At 72.7% G+C, this 23,813-nt stretch carries 16 protein-coding genes; 7 read left to right on the forward strand and 9 right to left on the reverse strand.

What is annotated here, in order from left to right; translation table 11 throughout:
* Positions 1–46: 46 nt before the first annotated feature.
* From CS0771_RS20810 to CS0771_RS20820, 3 genes are all read right to left on the reverse strand, one after another.
* Positions 47–1,870: an ABC transporter ATP-binding protein gene (locus CS0771_RS20810; RefSeq protein WP_212842541.1), complete on the reverse strand. Its 1,824-nt coding sequence runs from the start codon at positions 1,868–1,870 to the stop codon at positions 47–49.
* 134 nt (positions 1,871–2,004) lie between these two features.
* Positions 2,005–3,198 (reverse strand): ArgE/DapE family deacylase, encoded by a 1,194-nt coding sequence (locus tag CS0771_RS20815; protein WP_212842542.1) that lies wholly within the window; start codon positions 3,196–3,198, stop codon positions 2,005–2,007.
* A complete protein-coding gene (locus CS0771_RS20820) occupies positions 3,195–4,148 on the reverse strand; it encodes a methionyl-tRNA formyltransferase (RefSeq protein WP_212842543.1) in 954 nt (317 codons plus the stop codon). Before CS0771_RS20820 ends, CS0771_RS20815 begins: the two co-directional genes overlap by 4 nt.
* Positions 4,149–4,328: 180 nt before the next feature.
* Between CS0771_RS20820 and ligD the strand changes: the two genes are divergently transcribed.
* On the forward strand, positions 4,329–5,300 hold the full coding sequence (gene ligD / locus CS0771_RS20825; RefSeq protein ID WP_212842544.1) for a non-homologous end-joining DNA ligase: 972 nt from the start codon (positions 4,329–4,331) through the stop codon (positions 5,298–5,300).
* A gap of 100 nt (positions 5,301–5,400) precedes the next feature.
* Here the strand turns inward: ligD and CS0771_RS20830 are convergent, their stop codons facing one another.
* Positions 5,401–6,576 carry a metallophosphoesterase gene (locus CS0771_RS20830; RefSeq protein WP_212842545.1) on the reverse strand — a complete coding sequence of 392 codons (1,176 nt, stop codon included), beginning with the start codon at positions 6,574–6,576 and terminating at the stop codon, positions 5,401–5,403.
* 208 nt (positions 6,577–6,784) lie between these two features.
* On the opposite strand from CS0771_RS20830, the gene CS0771_RS20835 reads away from it, so the two are divergent.
* Positions 6,785–7,633, forward strand: a complete 849-nt coding sequence (locus tag CS0771_RS20835; RefSeq protein WP_244870919.1) for an NAD(P)-dependent oxidoreductase — start codon at positions 6,785–6,787, stop codon at positions 7,631–7,633.
* 189 nt (positions 7,634–7,822) lie between these two features.
* Positions 7,823–9,181, forward strand: a complete 1,359-nt coding sequence (locus CS0771_RS20840) for a lysine N(6)-hydroxylase/L-ornithine N(5)-oxygenase family protein (protein WP_212842546.1) — start codon at positions 7,823–7,825, stop codon at positions 9,179–9,181.
* A gap of 169 nt (positions 9,182–9,350) precedes the next feature.
* On the opposite strand, the gene CS0771_RS39470 is transcribed toward CS0771_RS20840, so the two are convergent.
* The 3 genes from CS0771_RS39470 to CS0771_RS20855 form a co-directional block, all read right to left on the reverse strand.
* Positions 9,351–10,769, reverse strand: a complete 1,419-nt coding sequence (locus CS0771_RS39470; RefSeq protein ID WP_212842547.1) for an ATP-binding protein — start codon at positions 10,767–10,769, stop codon at positions 9,351–9,353.
* Complete coding sequence (locus CS0771_RS20850; RefSeq protein ID WP_212842548.1) at positions 10,766–12,424, reverse strand: FAD-dependent oxidoreductase; 1,659 nt, start codon at positions 12,422–12,424, stop codon at positions 10,766–10,768. The genes CS0771_RS39470 and CS0771_RS20850 overlap by 4 nt, the downstream gene beginning before the upstream one ends.
* Before the next feature lie 78 nt (positions 12,425–12,502).
* The gene (locus tag CS0771_RS20855) at positions 12,503–13,483 is read right to left on the reverse strand and encodes a phosphotransferase family protein (protein ID WP_212842549.1); all 981 of its coding nucleotides are present in this window, start codon (positions 13,481–13,483) and stop codon (positions 12,503–12,505) included.
* A gap of 427 nt (positions 13,484–13,910) precedes the next feature.
* On the opposite strand from CS0771_RS20855, the gene CS0771_RS20860 reads away from it, so the two are divergent.
* Both CS0771_RS20860 and CS0771_RS39475 read left to right on the forward strand, forming a co-directional pair.
* Positions 13,911–15,794: a cellulase family glycosylhydrolase gene (locus tag CS0771_RS20860; RefSeq protein WP_244871390.1), complete on the forward strand. Its 1,884-nt coding sequence runs from the start codon at positions 13,911–13,913 to the stop codon at positions 15,792–15,794.
* A gap of 166 nt (positions 15,795–15,960) precedes the next feature.
* On the forward strand, positions 15,961–18,765 hold the full coding sequence (locus CS0771_RS39475) for a glycoside hydrolase family 9 protein (protein ID WP_212842551.1): 2,805 nt from the start codon (positions 15,961–15,963) through the stop codon (positions 18,763–18,765).
* An 89-nt stretch (positions 18,766–18,854) separates the two neighbouring features.
* Here the strand turns inward: CS0771_RS39475 and CS0771_RS20870 are convergent, their stop codons facing one another.
* The gene (locus CS0771_RS20870) at positions 18,855–20,198 is read right to left on the reverse strand and encodes an extracellular solute-binding protein (RefSeq protein ID WP_212842552.1); all 1,344 of its coding nucleotides are present in this window, start codon (positions 20,196–20,198) and stop codon (positions 18,855–18,857) included.
* Complete coding sequence (locus CS0771_RS20875) at positions 20,195–22,087, reverse strand: substrate-binding domain-containing protein (RefSeq protein ID WP_212842553.1); 1,893 nt, start codon at positions 22,085–22,087, stop codon at positions 20,195–20,197. Before CS0771_RS20875 ends, CS0771_RS20870 begins: the two co-directional genes overlap by 4 nt.
* Before the next feature lie 205 nt (positions 22,088–22,292).
* Here CS0771_RS20875 and CS0771_RS39275 point away from each other — a divergent pair, with 205 nt between their 5' ends.
* Together CS0771_RS39275 and CS0771_RS20880 are read left to right on the forward strand one after the other, a co-directional pair.
* Entirely contained in the window at positions 22,293–22,427 is a 135-nt protein-coding gene (locus CS0771_RS39275) for a hypothetical protein (RefSeq protein ID WP_256442821.1), read from the forward strand.
* A gap of 120 nt (positions 22,428–22,547) precedes the next feature.
* Positions 22,548–23,813 carry a vanadium-dependent haloperoxidase gene (locus tag CS0771_RS20880; protein ID WP_212842554.1) on the forward strand — a complete coding sequence of 422 codons (1,266 nt, stop codon included), beginning with the start codon at positions 22,548–22,550 and terminating at the stop codon, positions 23,811–23,813.

Genomic DNA, 23,813 nt, shown 5'->3' on the forward strand with positions numbered 1-23,813 from the left:
GCGACGCGTGCGCCTGCCTGCGCCTCGGCCTGGTGGTGGCGCGTGCTCATGCCAGGACCGCCGCGCGGTAGGCGGCGTGCTCGCGGACGAGCTGCTCGTGGGTGCCGGAGGCGGTGACGGCACCGCCCTCGACGAGATGCACGGTGTCGGCGGTGGACAGCAGCGCCGGGCTGGTCGTGATGACCACGGTGGTGCGGCCCTCGCGCAGGCGGCGTACGCCCTGGGCGATGCGGGACTCGGTGACCGCGTCCACGGCCGTGGTCGGCTCGTGCAGCACCAGCACCGGCGGGTCGGTGGCCAGCGCGCGGGCCAGGGCGACCCGCTGGCGCTGCCCGCCGGACAGGGTCCGGCCGCGCTCGCCGACCAGCCCGTCCAGCCCACCGGGCAGCGCCGCCGCGACCTCGTCGGCGGCCGATGCCGCCAGCGCCCTAGCAAGCCGGTCGGTGTGACCCGCACCCTCGCGCGGGGCGGGCACGCGGGGTCCGTCCGGTCTGGTCCGCGGGCCGCTGTCGGCCCGCCCGCCCTGGGCGGCGGCCGGGTCGGTGCTCGGCCGCACAGCGCCCGCAGGATCGGTGCCTGCCCGCACAGCGCCCGCAGGATCGATGTCGGCGCGCAGGCTGCCCTCGAACAGGTCCGCGTCGTGTGCGGCGACGAGCAGCGCGCCGCGTACGGCGTCGGGGTCCACCCCGGACAGGTCGAGCCCGTCCAGGGTGACGGTGCCCCGGGCGGGCTCGCGCTCGCGGCTCAGGCAGGCCACCAGCGCGTCGGCGTGGGCCGGGTCGGTGGCGACGATGCCGACGAACGCGCCCGCGGGCACGTCCAGGTCCAGGCCGTCCAGCCCGGCATGGGTGAGGCCATGCACGGTGACCTGCCCCTTCACCGGGCCGGGCAGCTCCGCGTCGCCGCCCACGGCGGGCGGGGAGTTCAGCACCTCGGCGATGCGTCCGGCGCTGCCGCGGCCCTGGGCCAGCTCGCCGTTGACCCATACCATCAGCGACAGCGGGCCGGTCAGGTACTGCGCCATGCCGACCGCGGCGACCAGCGCTCCGATGCTGATGTCGCCGTCGGCGGCGAGCCTGCCGCCGAGCAGCGCGACCAGCGCGAGGAACAGGCCGTTGACGGCCAGCAGGGTGCCGTCGTGGCGGGCCTTGGCCCCGGCGGCGTGCAGGGTCGCGGTCAGCGCGGCGCGGCTGCTGAGCCGGTAGCGCTCCGCGGCGGCCCGCTCCGCGCCGATGCCCTTGAGCACGCGCAGCCCGCCGACCAGGTCGGCGGCGAGCCCGGCGGCGTGCGCGGCGCGTTCCTGCTCCTCCTCGCTGCGCCGCTGCAGCGGGCGGCCGAGCAGGTGCGCCAGCAGCATCATCAGCGGCGTGCCGAGCAGCACCAGCAGGCCGAGCGGCAGCGACACCCGCAGCAGCGCGACCGCGCCGACGGCCAGGCCCGCGATCGCGGCCACGCCGAGCGGCAGCACCAGCGCGACCATGCCGACCCGGCCCGCGTCGCCGGTGGCGATGCTGGCCAGCGCGCCGGGCAGGCGGCCGGTGTCGGCGCCGCCGCGCGGGTCGAGGACCCGTTCGGTGACGCGTACCCGCAGCCGGTGCCCGGCCTGCTCGGCGGCGCGCTCGCCGAGCCGGGCGCCGAACCGGAAGCTGAACGACAGCGTGGTGAACACCAGCGCCAGCACGCCGATCCACAGCAGCAGCGCCTCCGGCGAGCCGGTGCCCACGGCGCGGTCCACCACCACGCCGATCACCACCGGGACCAGGGCCTCGCCGGCCTGGTGCCCGGTGCTGAGCACGGCGCTGCCGGTGATCCGGCCCGCCTGCTCGCGCAGGGCCCGGCGCAGCACACGGCCGCCGGTGAGCTGGGACATGTCCACTCCTTCAGGGGTGCGGCGGCGGGCCGCCGGATTCGGCGGTCTCGGGTGCGGCAGATGCGGCGGGCCGAGGGTGGCGCGATCGGGCCGAGGGGTCACCCGGCATGTCCGGGGTGCCGCCTCAGGCGGGGTCAGGCGGAGTGAGCTGAGGCAAGCCGGACCAGGGTCGCGCTCGCCGCGGCGACCTCGGCGATCGGCACGAACTCGTCGGGGGCGTGGGCCAGGTCGATGTCGCCCGGTCCGTACTGGACGGCGGGGATGCCCGCCGCGGCGAGCAGCCGCAGGTCGCTGCCGTACGGCGCGCCCCAGCGGGCCGGTTCGGTCCCGGTCGCGGCGACGAGCGCCTCGGTCAGCGCCGGGTCGGGGTTGCGGGCGGGGGCGAACTGCCCGCCCCACCACTCGACGGTCACCGGGTGCGCGGCCAGCCACGGGTCGGCGGCGCAGGCCGCGGCCACGGCCGCCTCCAGCGCCGCCTTGGCCCGCGCCGGGCTCTCGTCCAGCGCCACGCCGTAGCGGCCCTCGGCGACCAGCTCGCCGGGCACCGAGGAGGACCAGTCGCCCGCGTGCACGGTGCCGATCTCCAGCGCGTACGGCAGGTCCCAGGCGCGCATCAGCGGGTCGACGTCACGGTTGCGGGCCGCCTCCAGCTCGCGCAGGGCGGCGAAGACCGGCAGGAACTTCTCGATCGCGCTGACCCCGCCGGTCCGGCGGGCGGCGTGGGTGGACTGGCCGGTGACCCGCAGCCGGAACGTCAGCGCGCCTGCGTTGGCGGGCACCACGGCCAGCCCGGTCGGCTCGGGGATGACGCACGCGTCGGCCCGCCAGCCGCGGTCCAGCAGGCCGTACGTGCCCAGGCCGCCGTCCTCCTCGCCCACCACGCACGCGACCAGCACGTCACCGGACAGCCGTGCCTGTTTGAGCTGCTTGACCGCGAGCAGCGCGGCGACCAGGCCGCCCTTCATGTCGCAGGCGCCCCGGCCGTAGACGCGGCCCTGCTCGACCCGGCCGGAGAACGGGTCGTCCGTCCACGCCGCCAGGTCGCCGGGCGGCACCACGTCGACGTGCCCGTTGAACATCAGCGACCGGCCGCCGCCCGTGCCGGGCAGCCGCCCGACCAGCCCGTACGCGCGCTCGCGGGGCACCTCCATGCCGGGGAAGGCGGGATCGGCGGTGAGCCGCTCCAGCGGCAGCTCCCAGAGGTCGACCTCCAGGCCGGTCTCGCGCATCCACTCGGCGAGCATCGTCTGGATGCCCGCCTCGGCCGGGGTCCCGCCCACGCTCGGCACGCGGACGAGTTCGGACAGCAGTTCGGTCAGCTCGTTCACGACGGGAAGTGTCCCAGGTAGCCGCCCATGGTCCGGAACAGGTCGGTGGCGGCCAGCTCGGTGCCGTCGTCGAGGCGTACCCGCTCGATCACCAAGCCCTTGCTCTTCCCGCGCCGTGCCTCGGCCCCGGCGACGATCGCGACGCCGTCGCCCTCGCGGTAGAAGACCCGGCCCGGGGTGCCGCCGTACACGGCCTGCGAGACCGACGCCTTGACGACGCGGATCCGCCGGCCCTTGTAGTACGTGTACGCGTTCGGGTACGGGTCGCACTGGGCGCGGACCAGGCGGTCCAGCTCCTCGGCGGTCCACGTCCAGTCGATGCGCAGGTCCTCGTCGGCGCGCTTGTGGAAGAAGCTGGCCTGGGTGCGGTCCTGCGGGGTCCAGTCGGTACGCCCCGAGGCGATCAGGCGCAGGCCCTCGACGGTGATCGGGCCGAACATGTCGAGCGTCTTATGGAACAGGTCCACGGTGGTGTCGCGCTCGCCGACCGGCACCGACCACTGCAGCACGATGTCGCCCGCGTCGAGGGTGTCGTCCATCATGTGCGCGGTGACGCCGACCTCGGGCTCGCCGTTGAGCAGCGCCCAGATCAGCGGCGAGAAGCCCGCATACTTCGGCAGCAGCGAGTCGTGGATGTTCAGCGTGCCGTGGCGGGGCAGGCTGAAGATGTGGGGCGGGATCCAGGTGCGCCAGTTGGTGGCCACGATGACGTCCGGCTCGGCCTCCTTGAGCTGCGTGAACAGCTCGTCGTCGTCGGGCCGGGCGCGCTCCAGCATGGGTACGCCGTGGGCGACGGCCAGCTCGGCGACGGAGTCGCTCCAGATGCGCTCGTACGCGTGGTCGCTCTTCGGATGCGTGACGACGAGGACGACCTCCAGGTCCGGTGCCTCCAGCAGGGCTTGGAGGGTGCGGTGGCCCCAGGTCTGGTATCCGAACATCGCGACCCGCATGGGTGCCTCCTCAAACAACCGTCAATATAGGCAAGCCTTACCTAAGCAACCTTAATGTAGCCCCTGCCCCCTCCCCACGGAAGGGTCACCGTCCCCGCCGGACGGAGGCGTATGGCACGCCTGGTTGCCGGTTTCCGTACTCGCGTTGACGCGGTGCCCGGACCGAGTAATGGTGATCACATGGCCCGTGACGGTGAGACGCGCGACGGCGTGGAGCTGACCAACCTCGACCAGCCCCTGTTCGACGGGGCCGGGGCGACCAAACGCGACCTGGTGGACTACCTGGACGCGGTGCACGAGCGGATGGTCCCGGTGCTGCGCGACCGGCCGCTGTCGGTGATGCGGGTCCGGCCGGGGCAGCCGCCGTTCATGCAGAAGAACCTGCCCAAGTACACCCCGGACTGGGTGCGCTCGGTGACGGTGTGGGCCGAGGCGTCGCACCGCGAGGTCACCTACGCCCTCTGCGACGACCGGCGCACCCTGGTCTGGTTCGCCAACCAGCGCGCGGTCGAGTACCACGCCGCGCTGGCCCTGGCCTCCGATCCCGCGCAGCCGACCCACCTCATCCTCGACCTGGACCCGCCGGAGGGCGAGCACTTCGACCTAGCGGTGCAGGGCGCCTTGCTGGTACGCCGCGCGCTGGCCGACTGCGGGCTGGACGGCGCGGTCAAGACCAGCGGCAGCAAGGGCGTGCACGTGTTCGTGCCGCTGGACGGCACGGCGGGCCACGAGGACGTCGCCGCCGCGACCCGGGCCGTGGCCGCCCGCGCCGAACGCCTCGACCCGCAGCTCGCCACCACCGCGTTCATCCGCGAGGACCGCCACGGCAAGGTCTTCCTCGACGCGACCCGCTCCGGTGGGGCCACGGTCGTGGCGACCTACAGTCCCCGTATCCGCCCCGGCCTGCCGGTGTCGTTCCCGGTGTCCTGGTCCGAGGTGGAGAACGTCACCCCCGCCGACTTCACCGTCCGCACCGTGCCCGACCTGGTCGCCAAGCGCGACCCGTGGGTGGACTGCATGCCCGCCCCGCAGGCGCTGCCCGCCGACCTGGTCGAGGAGGGCCACACCATCCCCATCGCCCGCGTCCAGGCCATGCACGAGGGCAAACGCCGCGCCAAAGCCAAACGCGAAGCCGGCACCACCGACGCCTGACCGCGGCGGCGGCACCGCTCGTATGATCGTCCGACTTGCCTGGCAAGTGGGCGAATGCGCGCTCAAGATACGCCCAGGTGCCTGGCAAGTCGGAGGATCTTCAGGCGGCGCGGAGGGTCAGTTCGGTGATCTCGCTGGGGGCGAAGACGCGCAGCGGCGGGCCCCAGAAGCCGGTGCCGCGGCTGGTGTAGAGCTGGGTGCGCTCGCTGTGGCGGGTCAGGCCCTGCACCGCGGGCTGGTCGAGCTTGACCAGGTAGTGGAAGGGCCAGATCTGGCCGCCGTGGGTGTGGCCGGAGATCTGCAGGTCGACGCCGTGGCGTACGGCGTCGGCGATCTGCTTGGGCTGGTGGGCCAGCAGCAGCACCGGCAGGTCGGGGTCGGTGTCGGCGAGGGCGGCCGCGTGGTCCATCGAGTGGCCGGTGCGCGAGTGCGCGGCCGTGATGTCGTCCACTCCGGCGACGATGAGCCGGTCGCCGCCGCGCTCCACCACCAGGTGCCGGTTGTGCAGGCACTCCCAGCCCAGCTCCGCCATGTGCCCGAGCCAGCCCTCGGCCTCGCCGTAGTACTCGTGGTTGCCGGTGACGTACGCCCGCGCCAGCTTCGCCCGGATCTCGCCGAGCGGGGCGGCCATGGCCCGGCGCTGGGCGACCGTGCCGTCGGCGATGTCGCCGGTGTGGCAGACGATGTCCGGGTCCAGCGCGTTGACCGCCTCGGTCACCCCGGCCGACCAGCGGGAACGCTCGATCGGGCCGTAGTGCGTGTCGGTCAGCAGCACCACCTTCAGGCCGTCGAGCCCCTTGCCGAGCCGGGGGAGGGCCACCTCGACCCGGCGCACCCGAGGCACCCGCATCGCCTCGGCGTACCCCCAGACGACCAGCACCAGCGAGACCGCGGCGACGGCGGCCGCGGTGAGGCGGGACCGCAACGGGTCGGCGACGCCGCCGAGCGCGAGCCCGGCCCGCAGCACGTTGCCCAGGATCGCCCAGGTGAACAGCACCCAGACCACGCCGAGGGTGGTGTCGGCGATGCGCGAGGCCCAGTCGCGGCCGCGAGCGTGACCCTGGAACATCAGCAAGGGGAAGGCCAGCGCGAACCCGCCGAACAGCGCGGTGCCGGCCACCACGACGGGCGTCGGCCAGTGCGCGCCGGACACCAGCAGCGTCCACCAGGGCACCCCGAACAGCAGCCCGAGGACCGTGGTCACGGCCAGGCCGAACAGCAGCGGCCGCAGGGACCGCCGCGCGGGAACGGCCTGCACGGCCTCGCCAGTCGACACCAGCACTCCTCATCTGAAAGTCGGACTCTCCAGCATGCCACGGCACCTCCACCGCCGACCTCGACCACGCCTGAAGGTTCGCTGAACAGTCGGGCGGTCCCGGACAGGCGTTCAAGATCTACTGGGTGGGACGGCCTGCGGGTGATGGACCGGAGGTTCGCGCGGCGGGGTAGAAACGAGGCATGAGCGGAGCGCGGGGCAGTCGGCGGTGCGGATCGTGAACCGGGTGCTGGTGACCGGCGCCGCCGGGCGGCTGGGCCGGGCCGCGCTGGAGCTGCTCGCCCGCGAGGGCATCGCCGCCACCGCCTTCGACCTGCGTGATCCCGGCGATCTGAAGGCCGACCGGGTCGTGGTCGGGGACAGCGGCGATGCCGTGGCGGTGCGTGACGCGCTGTCGGGCGTGGACGCGGTGGTGCACTGCGCCGCGATCCCGGCCCCCACCCTGGGCACGGCCCAACAGGTGTTCTGCGGCAACACGCGGGGCACGTTCACCGTGCTGGAGGAGGCGGCGCAGGCGGGCGTGGGCAGGGCGGTGCTGGCGGGCAGCCAGTCGGCGTACGGGTTCGCCTGGGCGCCGGAGCCCTTCGCGCCGCACTACCTGCCGCTGGACGAGGCGCACCCGCTGCTGGCCGCCGACCCGTACGCGCTGAGCAAGCAGGTCGACGAGCAGATCGGCGAGATGATCAACCGCCGGTACGGCATGACCGTCGTCGTGCTGCGCTTTCCGCTGCTCGGCGGCCTGGACGAGCGCCTGCCCGAGTATGCCGAGCGCTACCGGCGGGAGCCGGCCGAAGGCGCGCGTTCGCTGTGGGCCTACCTGGAGGACCGGGACGCGGCCGCCGCGAACCTGCTGGCCCTGACCCGGCCGCTGACCGGGTGTCACGCGATCCTGGTGGCCGCGCCGCAGACGCTGGCCGCGCTGCCGACCGAGGAACTGCTGGACCGCTTCCACCCGGGTGTGCCGCGGCGGATCGCGTTCCCGGGCCGGGCGGTGCCGCTGGACCTGTCCCGCGCCACGGAACTGCTCGGGCTGGTGCCGCGGCACCTGTGCGACTGACTGGCGAATGAACGCCGCAAACGCTTGACAGGTGAGGATTGCCTTCCCTAATTTACCGATATAGATCATCGATCCATTCACGACCGGCATCAGCCACGACCCCGTATTGGCAACGTGCGAGCAGTAGGTTAGCCTAACCTAAGTCATGGACCAGGAGGCCCATCGGCGACGCTTAGGGATAGGACGGAAATGCCAGACTTCACGCTCGGTTCCGGTGCAGACGTCATCCACGACATCGTGGGCGTGGGATTCGGGCCGTCCAACCTGGCCCTGGCCCTCGCCGCCGACGAGAGCCCCGTCCCGGTCAGCGCCGTCTTCCTGGAGCGGCAGGCCGAGTTCGGCTGGCACCGCGGCATGCTGCTCGACGACGCCACCATGCAGGTGTCGTTCATGAAGGACCTGGTAACCCTGCGCAACCCGGCGAGCCGCTACAGCTTCCTGTGCTACCTGCACAGCCGCGGCCGGCTTATCGACTTCATCAACCACAAGAACCTGTTCCCGCTGCGCGTCGAGTTCCACGACTACCTGGAGTGGGCGGCCCGGCAGGTCGGCGACGTGGTGCGCTACGGCCACGAGGTCGTCGACGTGCATCCGGTGTACGAGAACGGCCGCGCGGCGTACCTCAACGTCATCGCGCAGGGCCCGCGCACCGCCATCGCGCTGCGCGCCCGCAACGTGGTCTTCGCGACCGGCCTGCGTCCCGAGCTGCCCGCGGGCGTGCAGCCGTCCCCTCGCGTCTGGCACAGCCACGACCTGCTGCGCCAGGTCGACCAGTGGACCGGCGCGCGCCGCTTCGTGGTGGTCGGCGCCGGGCAGAGCGCCGCCGAGGCGACCGCGTTCCTGCACGAGCGCTTCCCGCAGGCGGAGGTGTGCTCGGTCTTCTCGCGCTACGGCTACAGCCCGGCCGACGACAGCCCGTTCGCCAACCGCATCTTCGACCCGGGCGCCGTGGACGACTTCTTCGCCGCCCCGCCGCAGACCAAGCAGCTGCTGCTCGACTACCACCGGGGCACCAACTACTCGGTGGTCGACCTCGACCTGATCAACGACCTCTACCGGCGGATGTACCAGGAGAAGGTGCTCGGCCGGGAGCGGCTGCGCATGTACAACGCGAGCCGGGTCACCGGGGCCGAGGATCTGGGCGACCGGGTACGCGTCGGGATCTCCTCGCTGATCACCGGCGAGCAGAGCGCGCTGGACGCGGACGTCATGATCTGCGCGACCGGCTACCGCCAGGCCGACCCGTCCGGGTTGCTCGGCGAGCTGGCCGCGCACGTGGACCGCGACGAGCACGGGCGGCTGGTCGCGGGCCGCGACTACCGGCTGGCCACCGGGGCGGAGCTGGGCTGCGGCATCTACCTGCAGGGCGGCACCGAGCACACGCACGGCATCACGTCGTCGCTGCTGTCGGCGACGGCTGTACGCGCGGGGGAGATCCTGCAGTCCGTGCTGGAGCACCGCGACGCCCCGGCCGACCCGAGCCCGGCGGAGCTGTCCGCGCTGATCCGCTCGGTGCCGGCCGGGGCGGTGGAGTTCGCGACGGCGTAGCCTTGCGGATCGCTGTCAAGATCACTGTTTCGTGTCACCACCTGCGGTTTCACCGCGTGTCGTGACACGAAACAGCGATCTTCGGCGTGGGTGTCCGTCCTGAAGCGCGCTGAGCACCGTCGCCCTTGGTCAGGGCGACGCCGCAATACCAGCTCGTGAGATGGCTGGTTTATTCGGCCGGCGCCTCGATGGGCAGCAGCACCCGGAAGCGGGTGTCGCCGGGCGCGGACTCCACCCGGATGTCGCCGTGGTGCTTGTTGACCACGATCCGGTAGGAGATGTCCAGGCCCAGGCCGGTGCCCTCGCCGACCGGCTTGGTGGTGAAGAACGGTTCGAAGATGCGCGGCCGGATCACCGGGTCGATGCCCGGCCCCGTGTCGCCCACCTCGACGAAGACGTTGCCGTTCTCACGGCCGGTGCGCACGGTGAGCGTGCCCGTCTCGCCCATCGCGCCGAGCGCGTTGTCGATCAGGTTGGTCCACACCTGGTTCAGCTCGGCGGCGTACGCGGGGATCTTCGGGAGCGTGCGGTCCAGCTCCTTGACCACGTTCACGCCCTTGCCGAGCTTCCCGGCGAACATGGCCAGCGTCGCCTTGACCAGATCGTTGACGTCGACCTCCTGGTACGGCGCCCGATCGAGCTGCGAGTACTGCTTGGCCGCGGAGACCAGGCCGGAGATGCGGGTGACCGAGTCGTCGATCTCGCCCATCAGCAGCTCGGTCTCGAGGGTGTAGGTCAGCCAGCGGACCGCCGACTCGAAGTTCTCCTCGCCGACCGTGTCGGAGACCTGCTGCAGCCACTCCTGGTCCACGCCGCCCGCGACAAGTGTCGGGGCGATGTCCCATGCTCCGGTGATGTCGCGCTCCTCCAGCCAGTCGGCGAGGGTGTCCTCGGCGTCGGACGTCTGCACCGGGGTGAGCTGCGGTGCGGCGTCGATCCGCTTGACCGCCTCCTCCTGCAGGTCGACCAGTGCCCGCAGCTTGGTGCCGTCGAGGCGGCCGTCGGCGATCAGGGACAGCTTGTGCCGCATCCCGGCGACGCGCTGGCGCAGCACGGCGGTGGCGCGTACGGCGGCCGCGGCCGGGTTGTTCAGCTCGTGGGTGAGGCCGGCCGACAGCGAGCCGAGCGCCAGCAGCCGCTCCCGCTCGCCGATGACCGTCTGCATGCTGCGCATGCCGAAGAACAGGCCCTCCAGCAGGTGCATGGCCATCGGGAACCAGTCGCGCATCATGTGCGCGAACTGCTCGGAGGGCAGCACGAACACCTCGACGTCGCTGATGGCCAGCAGCGAGTTGGCGTAGCGCTGCGGCACCCGCTCGCCGAGGTAGGCCTGCATGGCCCCGGCGTACACGCCGCGCTGGTCGGTGCGGCTGACCTCGACGTGGTCGCCGTGCACCAGGCGGCTGATCGCGACGGTGCCGGTGAGCAGGACGTAGAAGCAGGTCGCCTCGTCGCCCTCGGTGTAGATCGGACCGGCCGGGATGCACTCGATCCGGCCGTGCTCGGCGAGCCAGTCGAGCTGCTCGTCGTCGAGGGCCTCGAACAGGAACAGGGTCCTCAGGAGTGCGGGGGTGAGTTCGGTGGTCACTGCCCCTCCAGATAGCGGTGTACGAGTGAGATGGCCATGGCGCCCTCGCCGACGGCGGACGCGACCCGCTTGACCGAGTCGGACCGCACGTCACCGGCCGCGAACACGCCCGGCACGCTGGATTCCAGGTGGTAGGGATCGCGCTGCAGCGGCCACCCGGCCGGGCGCTTGCCGCCCGCGAGCAGGTCCGGCCCGGTCAGCACGAAGCCATGCGGGTCGCGGTCGATCACGCCGTCCAGCCAGTCGGTGCCCGGCTCGGCGCCGATGAAGATGAACAGGTAGGACGCGTCCACCGCGGTCTGGTCGCCGGTCCGGTTGTCGGTCAGCACCAGCCGCTCCAGGTGCTCCTCGCCCTCGCCGCGCTCGACCTGCGTGAACGGGTGCACCTCGATGTTCTCGATCGCCTCGATCTGGTCGATCAGGTAGCGGGACATGGACCGGCGCAGGTCCTCGCCCCGGATGAGGATGTGCACGCGGCTGGCGTACCGGCTGAAGTAGACGGCGGCCTGGCCGGCCGAGTTGGCCCCGCCGACGATGTAGACCTCCTGGTCCTTGCAGCCGGGGGCCTCGGTGGCGGCGGAGCCGTAGTACACCCCGCGGCCGGTGAGGTCGGCGCAGCCGGGCACGTCGAGCATCCGGTACGACACGCCGGTGGCCAGCACCACGCTGTGCGCGGCGATGCGGGTGCCGTCGGCGAAGTGCACCACGCGGGCCGAGCCGCAGGTCTCCAGCGCGGTCACCTCGCGGGCCGAGAGCAGCTCGGCGCCGAATTTGAGCGCCTGCCGCCGGGCCCGGTCGGTGAGCTGCGCGCCGGAGACGCCGTCGGGGAAGCCGAGGTAGTTCTCGATGCGGCTGCTCTGCCCGGCCTGCCCGCCGGTGGCCCGGCGCTCGACGAGCACGGTGCGCAGGCCCTCGGAGGCGGCGTACACCGCCGAACCGAGCCCGGCCGGGCCCGCCCCGATGACGATCACGTCGTAGAAGTCGGACGCGGGCTGGGTGGTCAGGCCGATGTTGCCCGCCAGCGTCGCCGTGTCCGGCTGGACCAGCGTCTTGCCCTCGGTGGTGACCACCAGCGGCACGTCGTCGGCGGTGACCCCGGCCGCCTCCAGCAGCCGGGCGCCCTCCGGGTCGTCGGAGACGTACCAGCGGAACGGCACCAGGTTGCGGGCCAGGAAGTCGCGCAGCTTGTACGAGTGGGCGGACCAGCGGTGGCCGACCACGCGCAGCTCGGCGGTGGCCGCCGCGGGAGTCGCCTGCCACGCCTGGAGCAGCTCGTCGCAGACGGGGTAGAGGCGCTCCTCCGGCGGGTTCCACGGCTTGAGCAGGTAGTGGTCCACGTCGACGAGGTTGATGGCGTTGATCGCCGCGTCGGTGTCCGCGTACGCGGTCAGCAGCACCCGGCGGGCCTGCGGATACAGGTCCATCGCCGATTCCAGGAACTGGATGCCGTTCATCTGCGGCATCCGGTAGTCGGCCAGCAGCAGGGCCACCTGCTGGCCGCGCAGCTTCAGCTCACGCAGCGCGTCCAGGGCCTCGGCCCCGGAGGCGGCCCGCACCACGCGGTAGGTCTCGCCGTAGTGGCGGCGCAGGTCGCGTGCCACCGCCCGGGAGACGGCGGGATCGTCGTCCACGGTCAGGATCGCCGGAGTGCTCATGACACTTATCAAACACCCTGCCGGGCCTGAACCATGCCATGGTGATCACGAACGTCACAGCGGTCACCCCTGTAACTTTCACACCGCGGACAGCTCGTCCAGGTCCTTGGTGAGCATGCCGGTGGCGAAGGCCATCAGCTCGGCGTTCTCCTTCTCCGGGTAACCGCGCACCGCGGTCTCGGCGATCAGGATCAGCCACAGGTAGCTGCGGTAGAGCCACAGCCGGACCTGCTCGGACGCGGTCAGCGCCCGGCCCAGGAAGCCGTCGAGCACCGCCGCGGCCTCCGCCTCGGGCACGAACGAGACCAGCGAGACCAGCTCGGCGACCGGGTCGCCGTAGAAGGCGCGCTCGCCGTCGATGATGCCCTCGACCCGCCAGCCGTCGCCGTCGGCGATCACGAACACGTTGCCGTCCCACAGGTCGAAGTGGACCAGCGCCGGGGAGGTGACCTCGTCGAGCAGCGGCGCGTGCCGGTGCACCAGCTCGCGGATCTCGGGGGCGGGCCGGGGCAGCGGCCGGTCGGAGCCGGTCGCGTCGCCCAGGATGTCCTCGATGTACTGCAGGAACGACTCCCGCCAGGAGCCGGAGCGGGTGCGCCCGTCGCGGCGCGGGTAGCCGAAGCGCTCGCCGGGCACGGCGGTGATCGCGGCGCTGATCCGGCCCAGCTCGCGCCGGATCGCCAGCACGTGCGCGGGGTCCATGGTCTTCTTGGCCTGCTCGAACGAGACGCCGCGCAGCCGCTCCATGACCATGACGCCGCGCTCCGGGTCGGCGTGCCACATCCGGGGCAGCGGCACGCCCGCGCCGGCCGCCCGCCGGAAGAACTCGATCTCGGTGTGCATCAGGTCCACCTCGTACGTCAGCATGGTCAGCCCGGCGTCGGGGGCGACCTTGAGCACGACCTCCCGCCCGTCGGCCAGCCGCACCGCGTGGGCGGCGTTGAAGAAGCCGTCGGTGAACTCCTCGTGCCCGGTGACGATGGCCTGCTCGCCGAGGCCGTCCTGGATGAGGCGGGCGATGTCGGCACCGGACAGGACCGGCTTGGTGATGCTGCGCATGGTAGAGATGATGCCTGGAGAGCGCTCTCCCGGGCAACCGTGTTCCCTGTCGCCCGCCCGCCGTTCGGAATCACGAGATTGACGGAGACTGTTGCGCGCGGGTTAAGGGACCTTTACGCTCCAACACAAATGGGAGCGCTCCCGTTCACTGCCGTCGATGTCCGTGCCACATCGGACCTCGCCGGAGGGTGCCGGGATCCCGATCAGCCCCGCCTCCTCGGGTTGTTCGCGGCCGCGCGCCCCCCGGTGCCCGGCCGGGGGAGCGCGGCCCCACTCGGGCCGCGAGTGGGAGCGCTCCCGTCCTGCCGGTGGCTCCGATCGCCGCCGGCGTCACCGTTCCCCGGAAGGTTCCTCCATGGCACTCAGAGAAAGGCCGGGACGCCGCTCCCGGTTGCGCGTACCCCTCGCACTGGCCACGCTGGCGACCATGCTGGCGGCCGGCGCGGCCGTGCTCGCCCCGACCACCGCCGCCGCGGCCGTGCCGGAGAAGGACTGGCTGCACGTCCAGGGCAACAAGGTGCTCGACGAGGCCGGCAACCAGGTGTGGCTGACCGGTGTCAACTGGTTCGGTTTCAACGCCTCCGAGCGGGTGTTCCACGGCCTGTGGTCGGGCAACATCACCACCATCACCAAGGGCATGGCCGACCGCGGCATGAACATCGTCCGCGTGCCGATCTCCACCCAGCTGCTGCTGGAGTGGAAGAACGGCCAGACGGTCGCCGCGCCGAACGTGAACACGTACGCCAACCCGGAGCTGGCCGGAAAGAACAACCTGCAGATCTTCGACTACTGGCTGCAGCTGTGCGAGCAGTTCGGCCTGAAGGTCATGCTGGACGTGCACAGCGCCGAGGCCGACAACTCCGGCCACATCTACCCGGTGTGGTGGAAGGGCACGATCACCACCGAGCAGTTCTACCAGGCCTGGGAGTGGGTCACCGCTCGGTACAAGAACAACGACACCATCGTCGCGATGGACATCAAGAACGAGCCGCACGGCACGCCCAACTCGCCGCCGCGGGCCAAGTGGGACAACAGCACGGACCAGGACAACTTCAAGTACGCCTGCCAGACGGCGGGCAACCGGATCCTGGCGATCAACCCCAACGTGCTGATCCTGTGCGAGGGCATCGAGGTCTACCCGCGGCCGGGCGAGACCTGGAGCTCCCCGAACACCGACCCGGACCTGACGCCCAACTACTTCTACAACTGGTGGGGCGGCAACCTGCGCGGCGTGCGCGACTACCCGGTCAATTTGGGCGCCAACCAGGACCAGCTGATGTACTCGCCGCACGACTACGGCCCGCTGGTGTACGAGCAGCCGTGGTTCCAGGGCACGTTCGACAAGACCTCGCTGACCAACGACGTGTGGCGGCCGAACTGGTTCTACCTCCACGAGGACAACATCTCGCCGCTGCTGATCGGCGAGTGGGGCGGCCGGCTCGGCCAGGACGCCCGCCAGGACAAGTGGATGACCGCGCTGCGCGACCTGATCGCGGAGAACAAGCTGCACCACACGTTCTGGGTGCTCAACCCGAACTCCGGTGACACCGGCGGCCTGCTGCTCGACGACTGGGCCACCTGGGACACCGCCAAGCTCAACCTGCTCAAGCCGGCGCTGTGGCAGCACCAGAACAGGTTCGTCAGCCTCGACCACCAGGTCCGGCTGGGCGGCGCCAGCAGCGCCACCGGCTACAACCTCGCCGACGTGTACGGCGGCGGGGGCGGCACCGGCGACACCATCGCCCCGTCCGCGCCGTCGAGCCTGCGCACCACCGGCGTGACCAGCAGCTCGGTCTCGCTGGCCTGGAACGCGGCCACCGACAACGTCGGCGTCACCGCGTACGAGGTCTACCGCGCGGGCACCAAGGTGGCCACGGTCTCCGGCCTGACCTACACCGACACCGGCCTGGCCGCCTCCACGGCGTACCAGTACACGGTCAAGGCGCGCGACGCGGCCGGCAACGTCTCCGCGGCCTCGTCGGCGGTCACCGGCACCACCTCCGGCGGCGGGGGCGGCGGCACCGGCTGCACGGCCACCCTGCGGGTGCTCAACAGCTGGCAGGGCGGCCACCAGGCCGAGGTCACCGTGACGAACACGACGACCATGACCTCGGCGGCCTGGGCGGTCACGCTGAACATCCCGACCACGCTGACGATCAGCAACCTGTGGAACGCCGTCCGCAACGGCAACACGGTCACCAACGCCCCGCACAACGGCAGCCTCGCCCCGGCGGGGTCGACCACCTTCGGTTACGTGGCCAGCGGCTCGGGCACGCCCACCGTCACGGCCTGCGCCCTCGCGGTGCCGTGACCGTCACCCACCGGTGAGCCGCCGGTGCGCGGCCGGGGCCCCCCTTCCGGGCACCGGCCGCGCACCGCGGCACGTAGCGCCCCGGCCGGCGGCAGGCTCCCTTCCCGCCGCCGGCCGGTCCGTCTCTGTCCACCACAGACTCCTCCCCCGATCACAGGAGCCACCGATGAGACGCCTGCCCTCCCGGCACGTGCGCGCGGCGATCGCCGCGGCCGCCGTCGCCGCCCTGCTCTTCCCCCTGCTGCCGACCGCACCCGCGGCCGCCGACGTGGACACCAGCCCGGTCCGCGTGAACCAGATCGGCTACCTGACCGGCGCCGACAAGATCGCCACGGTGGTCACTTCCGGCGGCGCCCGCGCCTGGCAGGTGCGCCAGGCCTCCGGCGGCGCCGTCGTCGCCTCCGGCACCACCACGGTGTACGGCAGCGACCGCGCCTCCGGCGACACCGTGCACAAGGCCGACTTCAGCGCGCTGACCACGCCCGGCAGCTACGTGCTGTGGGTCGACGGCACGGGCACCAGCGTGCCGTTCATGATCTCGGCCAGCTCGCTCTACCCGATGCTGGGCCGCGAGGCGATGCAGTACTTCTACTTCCACCGCATGGGCAGCGCCGTCGAGGGCCAGTACCTGCAGAACTCCGGGCACGCGCACGCCGCGCTGCACCCCGGCGACGAGTCGGTGCCCTGCTACAACAGCTGGTGCGGCAGCCAGCGGCTCAACGTGCGCTACTCGTGGGCCGACGCGGGCGACTTCGGCATCTACGCCGTCAACCACGCGGTGTCGACGTGGACGCTGCTCAACCTGCTGGAGCGGCGGCCCGCGGCGTACCCGGACGGGTCGCTGGCGATCCCGGAGCGGGCCAACGGGCGGCCGGACATCCTGGACGAGGTCGAGTTCGGCTCGCGCTGGATGTCGGGGCTGCTGCCGTCGACCGGGCTGGCCTCGCACAAGGTGCACAACCATGTGTGGAGCGCGTTCCCGGTGACCTCGGTCGACCAGGAGAACGGGCTGGCCCGCTCGGCGATGGGGCCGTCCACGAACGCGACGTACGCCGTCGCGCGGACCAACGCGCAGCTGGCGCGGGTGCTGGCGCCGTACGACGCGGCGCGGGCGAGCACGCTGTGGGCGAGCGCCAAGGACGCCTGGACCAGGGCCGAGGCGCAGCCGAACGTCGACTATGCCACGGCCTCCGACGCCGAGGGCGGCGGCGACTACGGCGACTCGAAGAACAGCGACGACCGGTACGCCGCCGCGGCCGAGCTGTACCTGACCGCGCTCAAGCGGTCCGACAGCGCGGTCAGCGGCTACCGGAGCGCGGTGACCGGCTCGCCGCACTACCGGGAGATGGGCCAGTTCGACTGGGCCGAGGTCGCCGCGACCGGCACGCTGTCGCTGGTGAGCGTGACCAACGACCTGCCCGCCGCGGACCTGACGACGATGCGGGCGAACGTGCGCGCATTCGCGGACCAGATCGTCACCACGCTCAACGGCGAGGGCTACCCGTCGCTGATCAGCGGCGCTTCGGCGTACCCGTGGGGCTCGAACTCGTTCATCGCCAACCGGATGCTGGTGCTCGGCGTCGCGTTCGACCTGTCCGGCAACCTCGGTTATCTCAAGGCGCTGAACCGGTCGATGGACTACCTGATGGGCAACAACGCCATGCGGCTGTCCTACGTCACCGGCTACGGCGAGTACTACGAGACCGACCTGCACGACCGCTGGGCGTGGGGCAAGTACCCGGGCCTGGCGTACCCGAAGGGCTGGCTGGCCGGCGGGCCGAACAACGAGCTGATCAACGACCCGGCCACGCCCACGGGCCGCCCGGCGGCGAAGTCGTACGCGCCGAAGAACACCGCGCCCGACGCGTGGGGCTCCAAGGAGAACACGATCAACTGGAACGCGCCGCTGGTCTGGGTCGCCACCTACCTCGACGCGACCACCGACTACCTGGTGGGCGGTCAGCCGGTGGACACCGCCGCGCCGACCGTGCCCGCCAACCCACGGGTCACCGGGACCACGCAGAACAGCGTGGCCCTGGCCTGGGACGCGTCCACCGACAACGTGGGCGTGACCGGGTACGACGTGTATCGCGGCACGACCCTGCTGGGCACGGTCGCCACCACGTCCTACACCGACAGCGGGCTGAGCCCGGCCACGGCGTACCAGTACACGGTGCGCGCCCGCGACGCCGCCGGGAACGTCTCGGCCGCCTCGGCGGCGGTGACCGGCACGACCCAGCCGGGTGACGTGGTGCCGCCTGCACCGCCGCAGAACCTGCGCACCACGGGGACGACCAGCAGCTCGGTCACCATCAGCTGGGACCCGGTGACCGGCGCCGCGAGCTACGCGGTCTATCGCGGGGGCGTGCTGGTCGCCGTCGTGACGGGGACGTCGTACACCGACACGGGGCTGAGCCCGAACACCGCGTACTCGTACACGGTGCGGGCACGCAACGCCGCCGGGGACCAGTCGGTGGCGGCGGGTCCGCTCACCGCGACCACCCAGCCGGCACCCACCGGCGGTGCGCTGACCGTGCGCTACAAGAACAACGACGGCGCTCCGGCGGACAACTCGATCAGGTTCGGGCTCCAGGTGGTCAACAGCTCGACGTCGTCCGTCGGCCTGACCACGGTCACCGCCCGGTACTACCTGACCCGGGACGGCGCGAGCGGGGTCAGCGTGTACTGCGACTGGGCCCAGCTCGGCTGCGCGAACGTGCGCACCACCGTGGTGAACCTGCCCAGCGCCGTGACCGGCGCGGACACCTACGTCGAGGTCACCTTCACCGGCGGCACGCTCGCGGCGGGGGCCTCGACCGGCGAGATCCAGCTGCGGCTGCACAAGCCCGACTGGAGCGCGTTCAACGAGCTGAACGACTACAGCCGCGGCACGAACACCGCGTTCGCGGACGCGCCCGCGATCCCCGGCTACGTCGGCGGCGTGCTCTCCTGGGGCACCCCGCCGGCGTGACCGGCCCGGCCGTGGCTCCTCCCGCCAGAGCCGCCACGGCCGCCGGGGCTCCCTCCGTCAGGGGAGCCCCCGGCCCGGGGCTGCCTCCGTCAGGGCAGCCTCGGGCCGCCCGGTGCGCCGGACAGGGCCGCGCGCAGCGCGTCGGCGAACCCGTCCGGCAGCTGCCCGCCGTGGCGCAGCGCATACCCCACCCCGCGCCGGAACACCTCGCTGAACTGCGCGTAGCGCGGCGTCACCGGCCGCAGCCGGGCCGCCCGCACCGCCGTCAGCAGGTCGTCGGCGTACGGGAACGCCTCGCGCACGGCCGCATCGCGATAGATCAGCTCCCGGGTGGCCGCGAAGCCGCCCCGCTCGAACAGCAGCTGCTGGCTGCGCTCGCCGGTCAGGAACTCGATCAGCCGCCGCGCCGCCTCGGGCTGGTCGCTGCCCGACGCGATGGCCAGGTTCTGCCCGCCCAGCACCGAGTCGGTGATCGGCTGGGTGCCGATGCGCAGCGGCGCGGCCCCGGCCTCGGCGGCGACGAGCTGGCCGTAGGCCACCGGCCAGTTGCGCATGAACAGCACCCGGCGCTCCTGGAACGCCAGCGTGCCGGCCCGCTCGTCGAAGCCCAGCGAGGCGGGCAGCACCGTACGCGGATTGCCCTCGGTCATGCCGAGCGCGAGCTGCGTCAGCGCGGCCCGGGTCGCGGGGGAGTCGACGACCACCTCGCCGTCGCCGTCGACCACCTCGCCCCCGGCCGCCCAGATCGCCTCCAGCGCGTTCACGGTCAGGCCCTCGTAGTCGCGCAGCTGCCCGGTGTAGCCCGCCTCCAGCCCGGCGGGCGGCCCGCCTGCGCGGGCGAACACCTCGTTGGTGACCGTGCGGATGCCCGCCAGGTTCGTCGGCGGATTCTCGCCGGTCAGGTCCGCGTGGTAGAACAGCAGGCCCGCGTCGGTGTTGAACGGCAGCGCCCACAGCTTGTCGTGATAGCGGCAGGTCGCCAGCGGCTTCTCCAGAAAGCCCGAGGTGTCGGTGACGGACTCGTCGAGCGGGCGGATCCAGCCCGCGTCGGCGAACTCGGCGGTCCAGGTGACGTCCAGGTTGTAGATGTCGACGGTCCCGTCCCCGGCCTGGGCACGCCGGACCATCTCCGCCCGGTGCGCGTCCGCGCCGCCGCTGACCTCGACGAGCCGCGCGTCGGGCAGGCGCGGGTCGGCGTTCCACTGCTCGATCAGCGCGCGGCGCTGGGCACCGGTGCTCTCGTCGGCACCGCTCAGCACGACCAGCTCGCCCGGCTCCACGGCGGCCGGGTCCGGCGCGGGCCCCGCCAGCAGGACGGCGGCGAGGTAGCCGACGACGAGCCCGGCGGCCACGCCGCCCAGGCCCGTGATCGTGCCCCGGCGCCGGCGGGCGGCGTCGAACATGCCGTCCAGCAGCTCACTCGACACGGTCACGCCCCTTTCCACAGCAGAGAGAAGATGTCGGACACCGTGCCCTCCAGGTCGTCGAAGCTCGCCTGGCGGCACGTCCCGCCGGTCGCCCCGGCCACCTCGGCGAGCGCGCCGCCGCAACTGGCCTCGCCGACCGCGACGACGAAGACGCGCACGCCCTGGCCGCGTACCCGGTCCACGAGCTGGCGGCGGCTCAGCCCCGAGCCGGTGTCCTCGCCGTCGGTCAGCACGACGAGGGCCTGCACGGCGTCGGTGTCGGTGCGTACGGCGGGCACGGCGTCGGCGATGGTGCGGTAGAGCGGGGTGGGGCCCTGCGGCCGGATCCGCCGCAGCGCGTCCTCCACCTGCGCCTCGGTGAGCTGCCGCGGCTCGATGGGGAACAGCTGGCGTGCGCCGCCCACGTGCGGGAAGGCCCACAGCCCGAACTCGTCGGCCGGTCCGCGCAGGCGCAGCGTGTTCGCGATGCCCGCGGCGGCCACGTCGTAGCGGCTGCGGCCGCCGTCGGCGACCGGGGCGGCCATGGAACCGGAGGTGTCCAGCGCCAGCAGCACCCGGCCGGGCCGCCGAGCCCGGTCGTAGGCGTCCATCGTGGTGGCGAGGCTGGAGCCGGACGGCGGGGTGCTCACGAACTCGACGGCGGGCAGGTCGCCGCCGGGCTGCGGGGTGCGCAGCCCGCCCGCCGCCAGCGCGGCCCGCCCGGCGGGGGTGTCCAGCCAGGACAGGAAGGCGCGCGCCTGGGCGTCCTGCTCGGCCGAGGCGTCGGCCCAGCCGATGCGCACGGCGGGGAAGTCGAGGCCGAGGGTGTCGGACGGGTACACGGCGCGCAGCGCCGGGCGGCGGCCCCCGGGCGGGCAGGCGTCGCCCAGCTCCCGGTCCCGCTGGTAGCGCAGCAGCTGCTGCTCGGTGACGATCAGGCTGGTCACCGCGCCGCCGGCCGAGGACGCATGTCGGCACAGCAGGCTCAGCTCGTCGCCCAGCGGGTAGCCGCCACGGTCGAGCCCGCTCGCGAGCAGGCGTTCCAGCTCGGCGGGGGTGAGGCCGTCGAGTCCGGCGTACAGCGCGTGGGTGGCCAGCTCGCCGGTGAACGAGACCGCCGGATCGGGGCGGGCCACGGACCAGTCGTAACGGCGGCTCGACTGGAGCAGCTGGCTCCAGGTGCGGGTACGCGGACCGGCGCCCACGTCGGCGCCCTCGGGCAGCGCCAGCACCACGGGGGTCGCCGCGACCGGGCGCACCTCCGTGGCCACCGGCAGCCCGGCCAGGCCCGCCGTGAAGTAGGTCGAGCCGGGCAGCCACAGCTCGGGCCGCGGGCCCAGGGCGAGCAGGTGCTCGGCGGCCCAGCCGAGGCGGACGGCCTCGGCGGTCAGCACCGGGTCGGCCGCGTACACGAAGACGCCCGTGGCCAGGCAGCCCTGGTTGCCGTCGGCGGTGCTCGCCGCGAACGCGTCGGCCAGGTCCCGCGCGGTCGGCAGCTGCTCCGGCGTGGTCACCAGCCGCAGCGCCACGGGCGGGGGGCAGCCGTCGAGGCGCAGCTTCACCCAGGCCACCGCCCTCGGCAGCGCCAGCACCAGGGCCAGCGCGACGAGCAGGCCCAGCACGGTGCGCGCGAGCATGGTGAGCACCCAGCGGAACCGCTCCCAGCGCACCGTGCGCATCACCCGGATCACGTCGAAACCCCGGTCGAGCAGCCGCGCCACCACGGCGGACTGCGCGGCGACCCCGCCGGCCAGCGCGCCGACCACCGCGCCGAACCACTGCAGGAACGTGTCCGGCACGCCCTGCGCCAGCACGGTCACGAGGCTGAGCAGGCTGACCGCGACGAACGACACCATCTCCCGGTCGGGGCCGTCCCGCCGCGCGGGCCCGCCGCCCGGGTCAGCTGGAGAGGACACCGGGCAGGCTCCGATCATCCAATGGCGACAGGGGTGACATCTGTGTGACGACGGTAACCGATATGGGCGACGGCCGATGTGCCCGGACCCCGGACAGCTTGCCCGGACCGCCTACGGTGCGCGGTATGGGCCTCCTCGACCCGTTCACGGGCACCCTGTACCTGCCGGACAAGATCCTGCAGACCGGATCACGCCGACGACCGGGGTGTTCTCCTTCAACCCGGACTCGTACGAGTTCACGCTGGACCGGCCGGTGATGACGGCGCTGGAGGCGATCTGCCTGGCGCAGTGCCTGCGCAGCGCGGTCCGGGCCCTCCGGCAGGCCTCAAGTGGCGGCTGACCTGCTCTTTTTCCGCTGAACCCACCTTCCGGGTAGTTCGTTTTCGGATCAATTGCCTGCACAATGGACACGTCTCGGCCGGCCCACCCCGGGCCGGCCCGCGCGTACCCAGGAGAGAACATGCGGCTCCGTCCCCGTGTCAGTGCAGCCACCGCCGCCGCGGCAACCGCGGCCCTGCTTCCGGCCGGTCCGTCCGAACCGGCCCGCGCGTCCGGCACGGCCGCGCCCAACGCCGTCGTCGTGTGGAACCAGCACACCGAGGAGGCGATCCGCAACGCGGGCCCGTTCGTGCCGCACGTCGCCCTGATCAACCGGGCCATGGTGCACGGCGCCGTGTACGACGCGGTCAACGGCATCGCCCGCACCCACACGCCGTACCTGGTGCAGGTCGAGTCGCAGCCCGGGGACTCGGTCGACGCGGCGGCGGCCACGGCCGCGTTCCGGATGCTCACCCACCTGTTCCCGGCGCAGTCCGCGGCGCTGCAGGCGAAGTACGACGCCGCGCTCGCCGCGGTGCCCGACGGCCCGGCCAAGCTGGGCGGCATCACCGACGGCGAGCAGGCCGCCACCGCGATGATCACGGCGCGGCAGGACGACGGCCGGGGCACGCCCACCGAGGTCGTCATCGGCACCGAACCCGGCCAGTGGCGGCCGACGCCGCCCGCGTTCGCCGTCGACCCGGCGCCGTGGGCCGGCAACGTCACGCCGTTCACCATCCCGGACGCGGCCGCGCTGCGCTCCGACGGGCCGAACCCGCTCACCAGCGAGGCGTACGCGGAGGACTTCAACGAGGTCAAGGCGGTCGGCTCGCGGACCAGCACGACGCGTACCGCCGACCAGACCGACGCGGCCCGCTGGTGGGCCGCGGTGCCGCAGGAGGCGATGCTGCGCGGCCTGGCCACCGGGCACGGACTGTCGGCCGCCGACAGCGCCCGGCTGTTCGCGCGGGTCGGCATGGCCACCGCCGACGCGGTGATCGCCTGCCACAACGACAAGGCGCGCTGGAAGTCCTGGCGGCCGGTGACCGCCGTCCGCGAGGCGGCCACCGACGGCAACCCGGCCACCGACCCGGATCCCACGTGGACGCCGCTGCTCGACACGCCGCCGTGGTACGAGCACTCGTCCGGGCACTCCTGCAACATCTCCGCCTGGACCTGGGCGCTCACCGACTTCTTCGGCACCGACGAGGTCGCGTTCTCGGGCTTCAACGCCGTGACCGGGACGACGCGCAGCTTCGCCCGGTTCTCCGAGGCCCGCAAGGAGATCATCGACGCGCGGGTGTGGGCCGGCATCCACTTCCGCACCGCCGACAGCCACGGCGCGGTGATCGGCAAGAAGGCCGCCTTCCTCGGCGGCAAGAACTACTTCCGGCCGGTCGGGAGCTGA

The organism is Catellatospora sp. IY07-71, assembly GCF_018326265.1.
Taxonomy (GTDB): Bacteria; Actinomycetota; Actinomycetes; order Mycobacteriales; family Micromonosporaceae; genus Catellatospora.

Bases quoted from the DNA above. Each gene is read 5' to 3' on its own strand.
- CS0771_RS20810 (WP_212842541.1), bottom strand. From the start codon at position 1,870: ATGTCCCAGCTCACCGGCGGCCGTGTGCTGCGCCGGGCCCTGCGCGAG.
- CS0771_RS20820 (WP_212842543.1), bottom strand. From the start codon at position 4,148: ATGCGGGTCGCGATGTTCGGATACCAGACCTGGGGCCACCGCACCCTC.
- ligD (WP_212842544.1), top strand. From the start codon at position 4,329: ATGGCCCGTGACGGTGAGACGCGCGACGGCGTGGAGCTGACCAACCTC.
- CS0771_RS20840 (WP_212842546.1), top strand. From the start codon at position 7,823: ATGCCAGACTTCACGCTCGGTTCCGGTGCAGACGTCATCCACGACATC.
- CS0771_RS20850 (WP_212842548.1), bottom strand. From the start codon at position 12,424: ATGAGCACTCCGGCGATCCTGACCGTGGACGACGATCCCGCCGTCTCC.
- CS0771_RS20855 (WP_212842549.1), bottom strand. From the start codon at position 13,483: ATGCGCAGCATCACCAAGCCGGTCCTGTCCGGTGCCGACATCGCCCGC.
- CS0771_RS20860 (WP_244871390.1), top strand. From the start codon at position 13,911: ATGCTGGCGGCCGGCGCGGCCGTGCTCGCCCCGACCACCGCCGCCGCG.
- CS0771_RS39475 (WP_212842551.1), top strand. From the start codon at position 15,961: ATGAGACGCCTGCCCTCCCGGCACGTGCGCGCGGCGATCGCCGCGGCC.
- CS0771_RS20880 (WP_212842554.1), top strand. From the start codon at position 22,548: ATGCGGCTCCGTCCCCGTGTCAGTGCAGCCACCGCCGCCGCGGCAACC.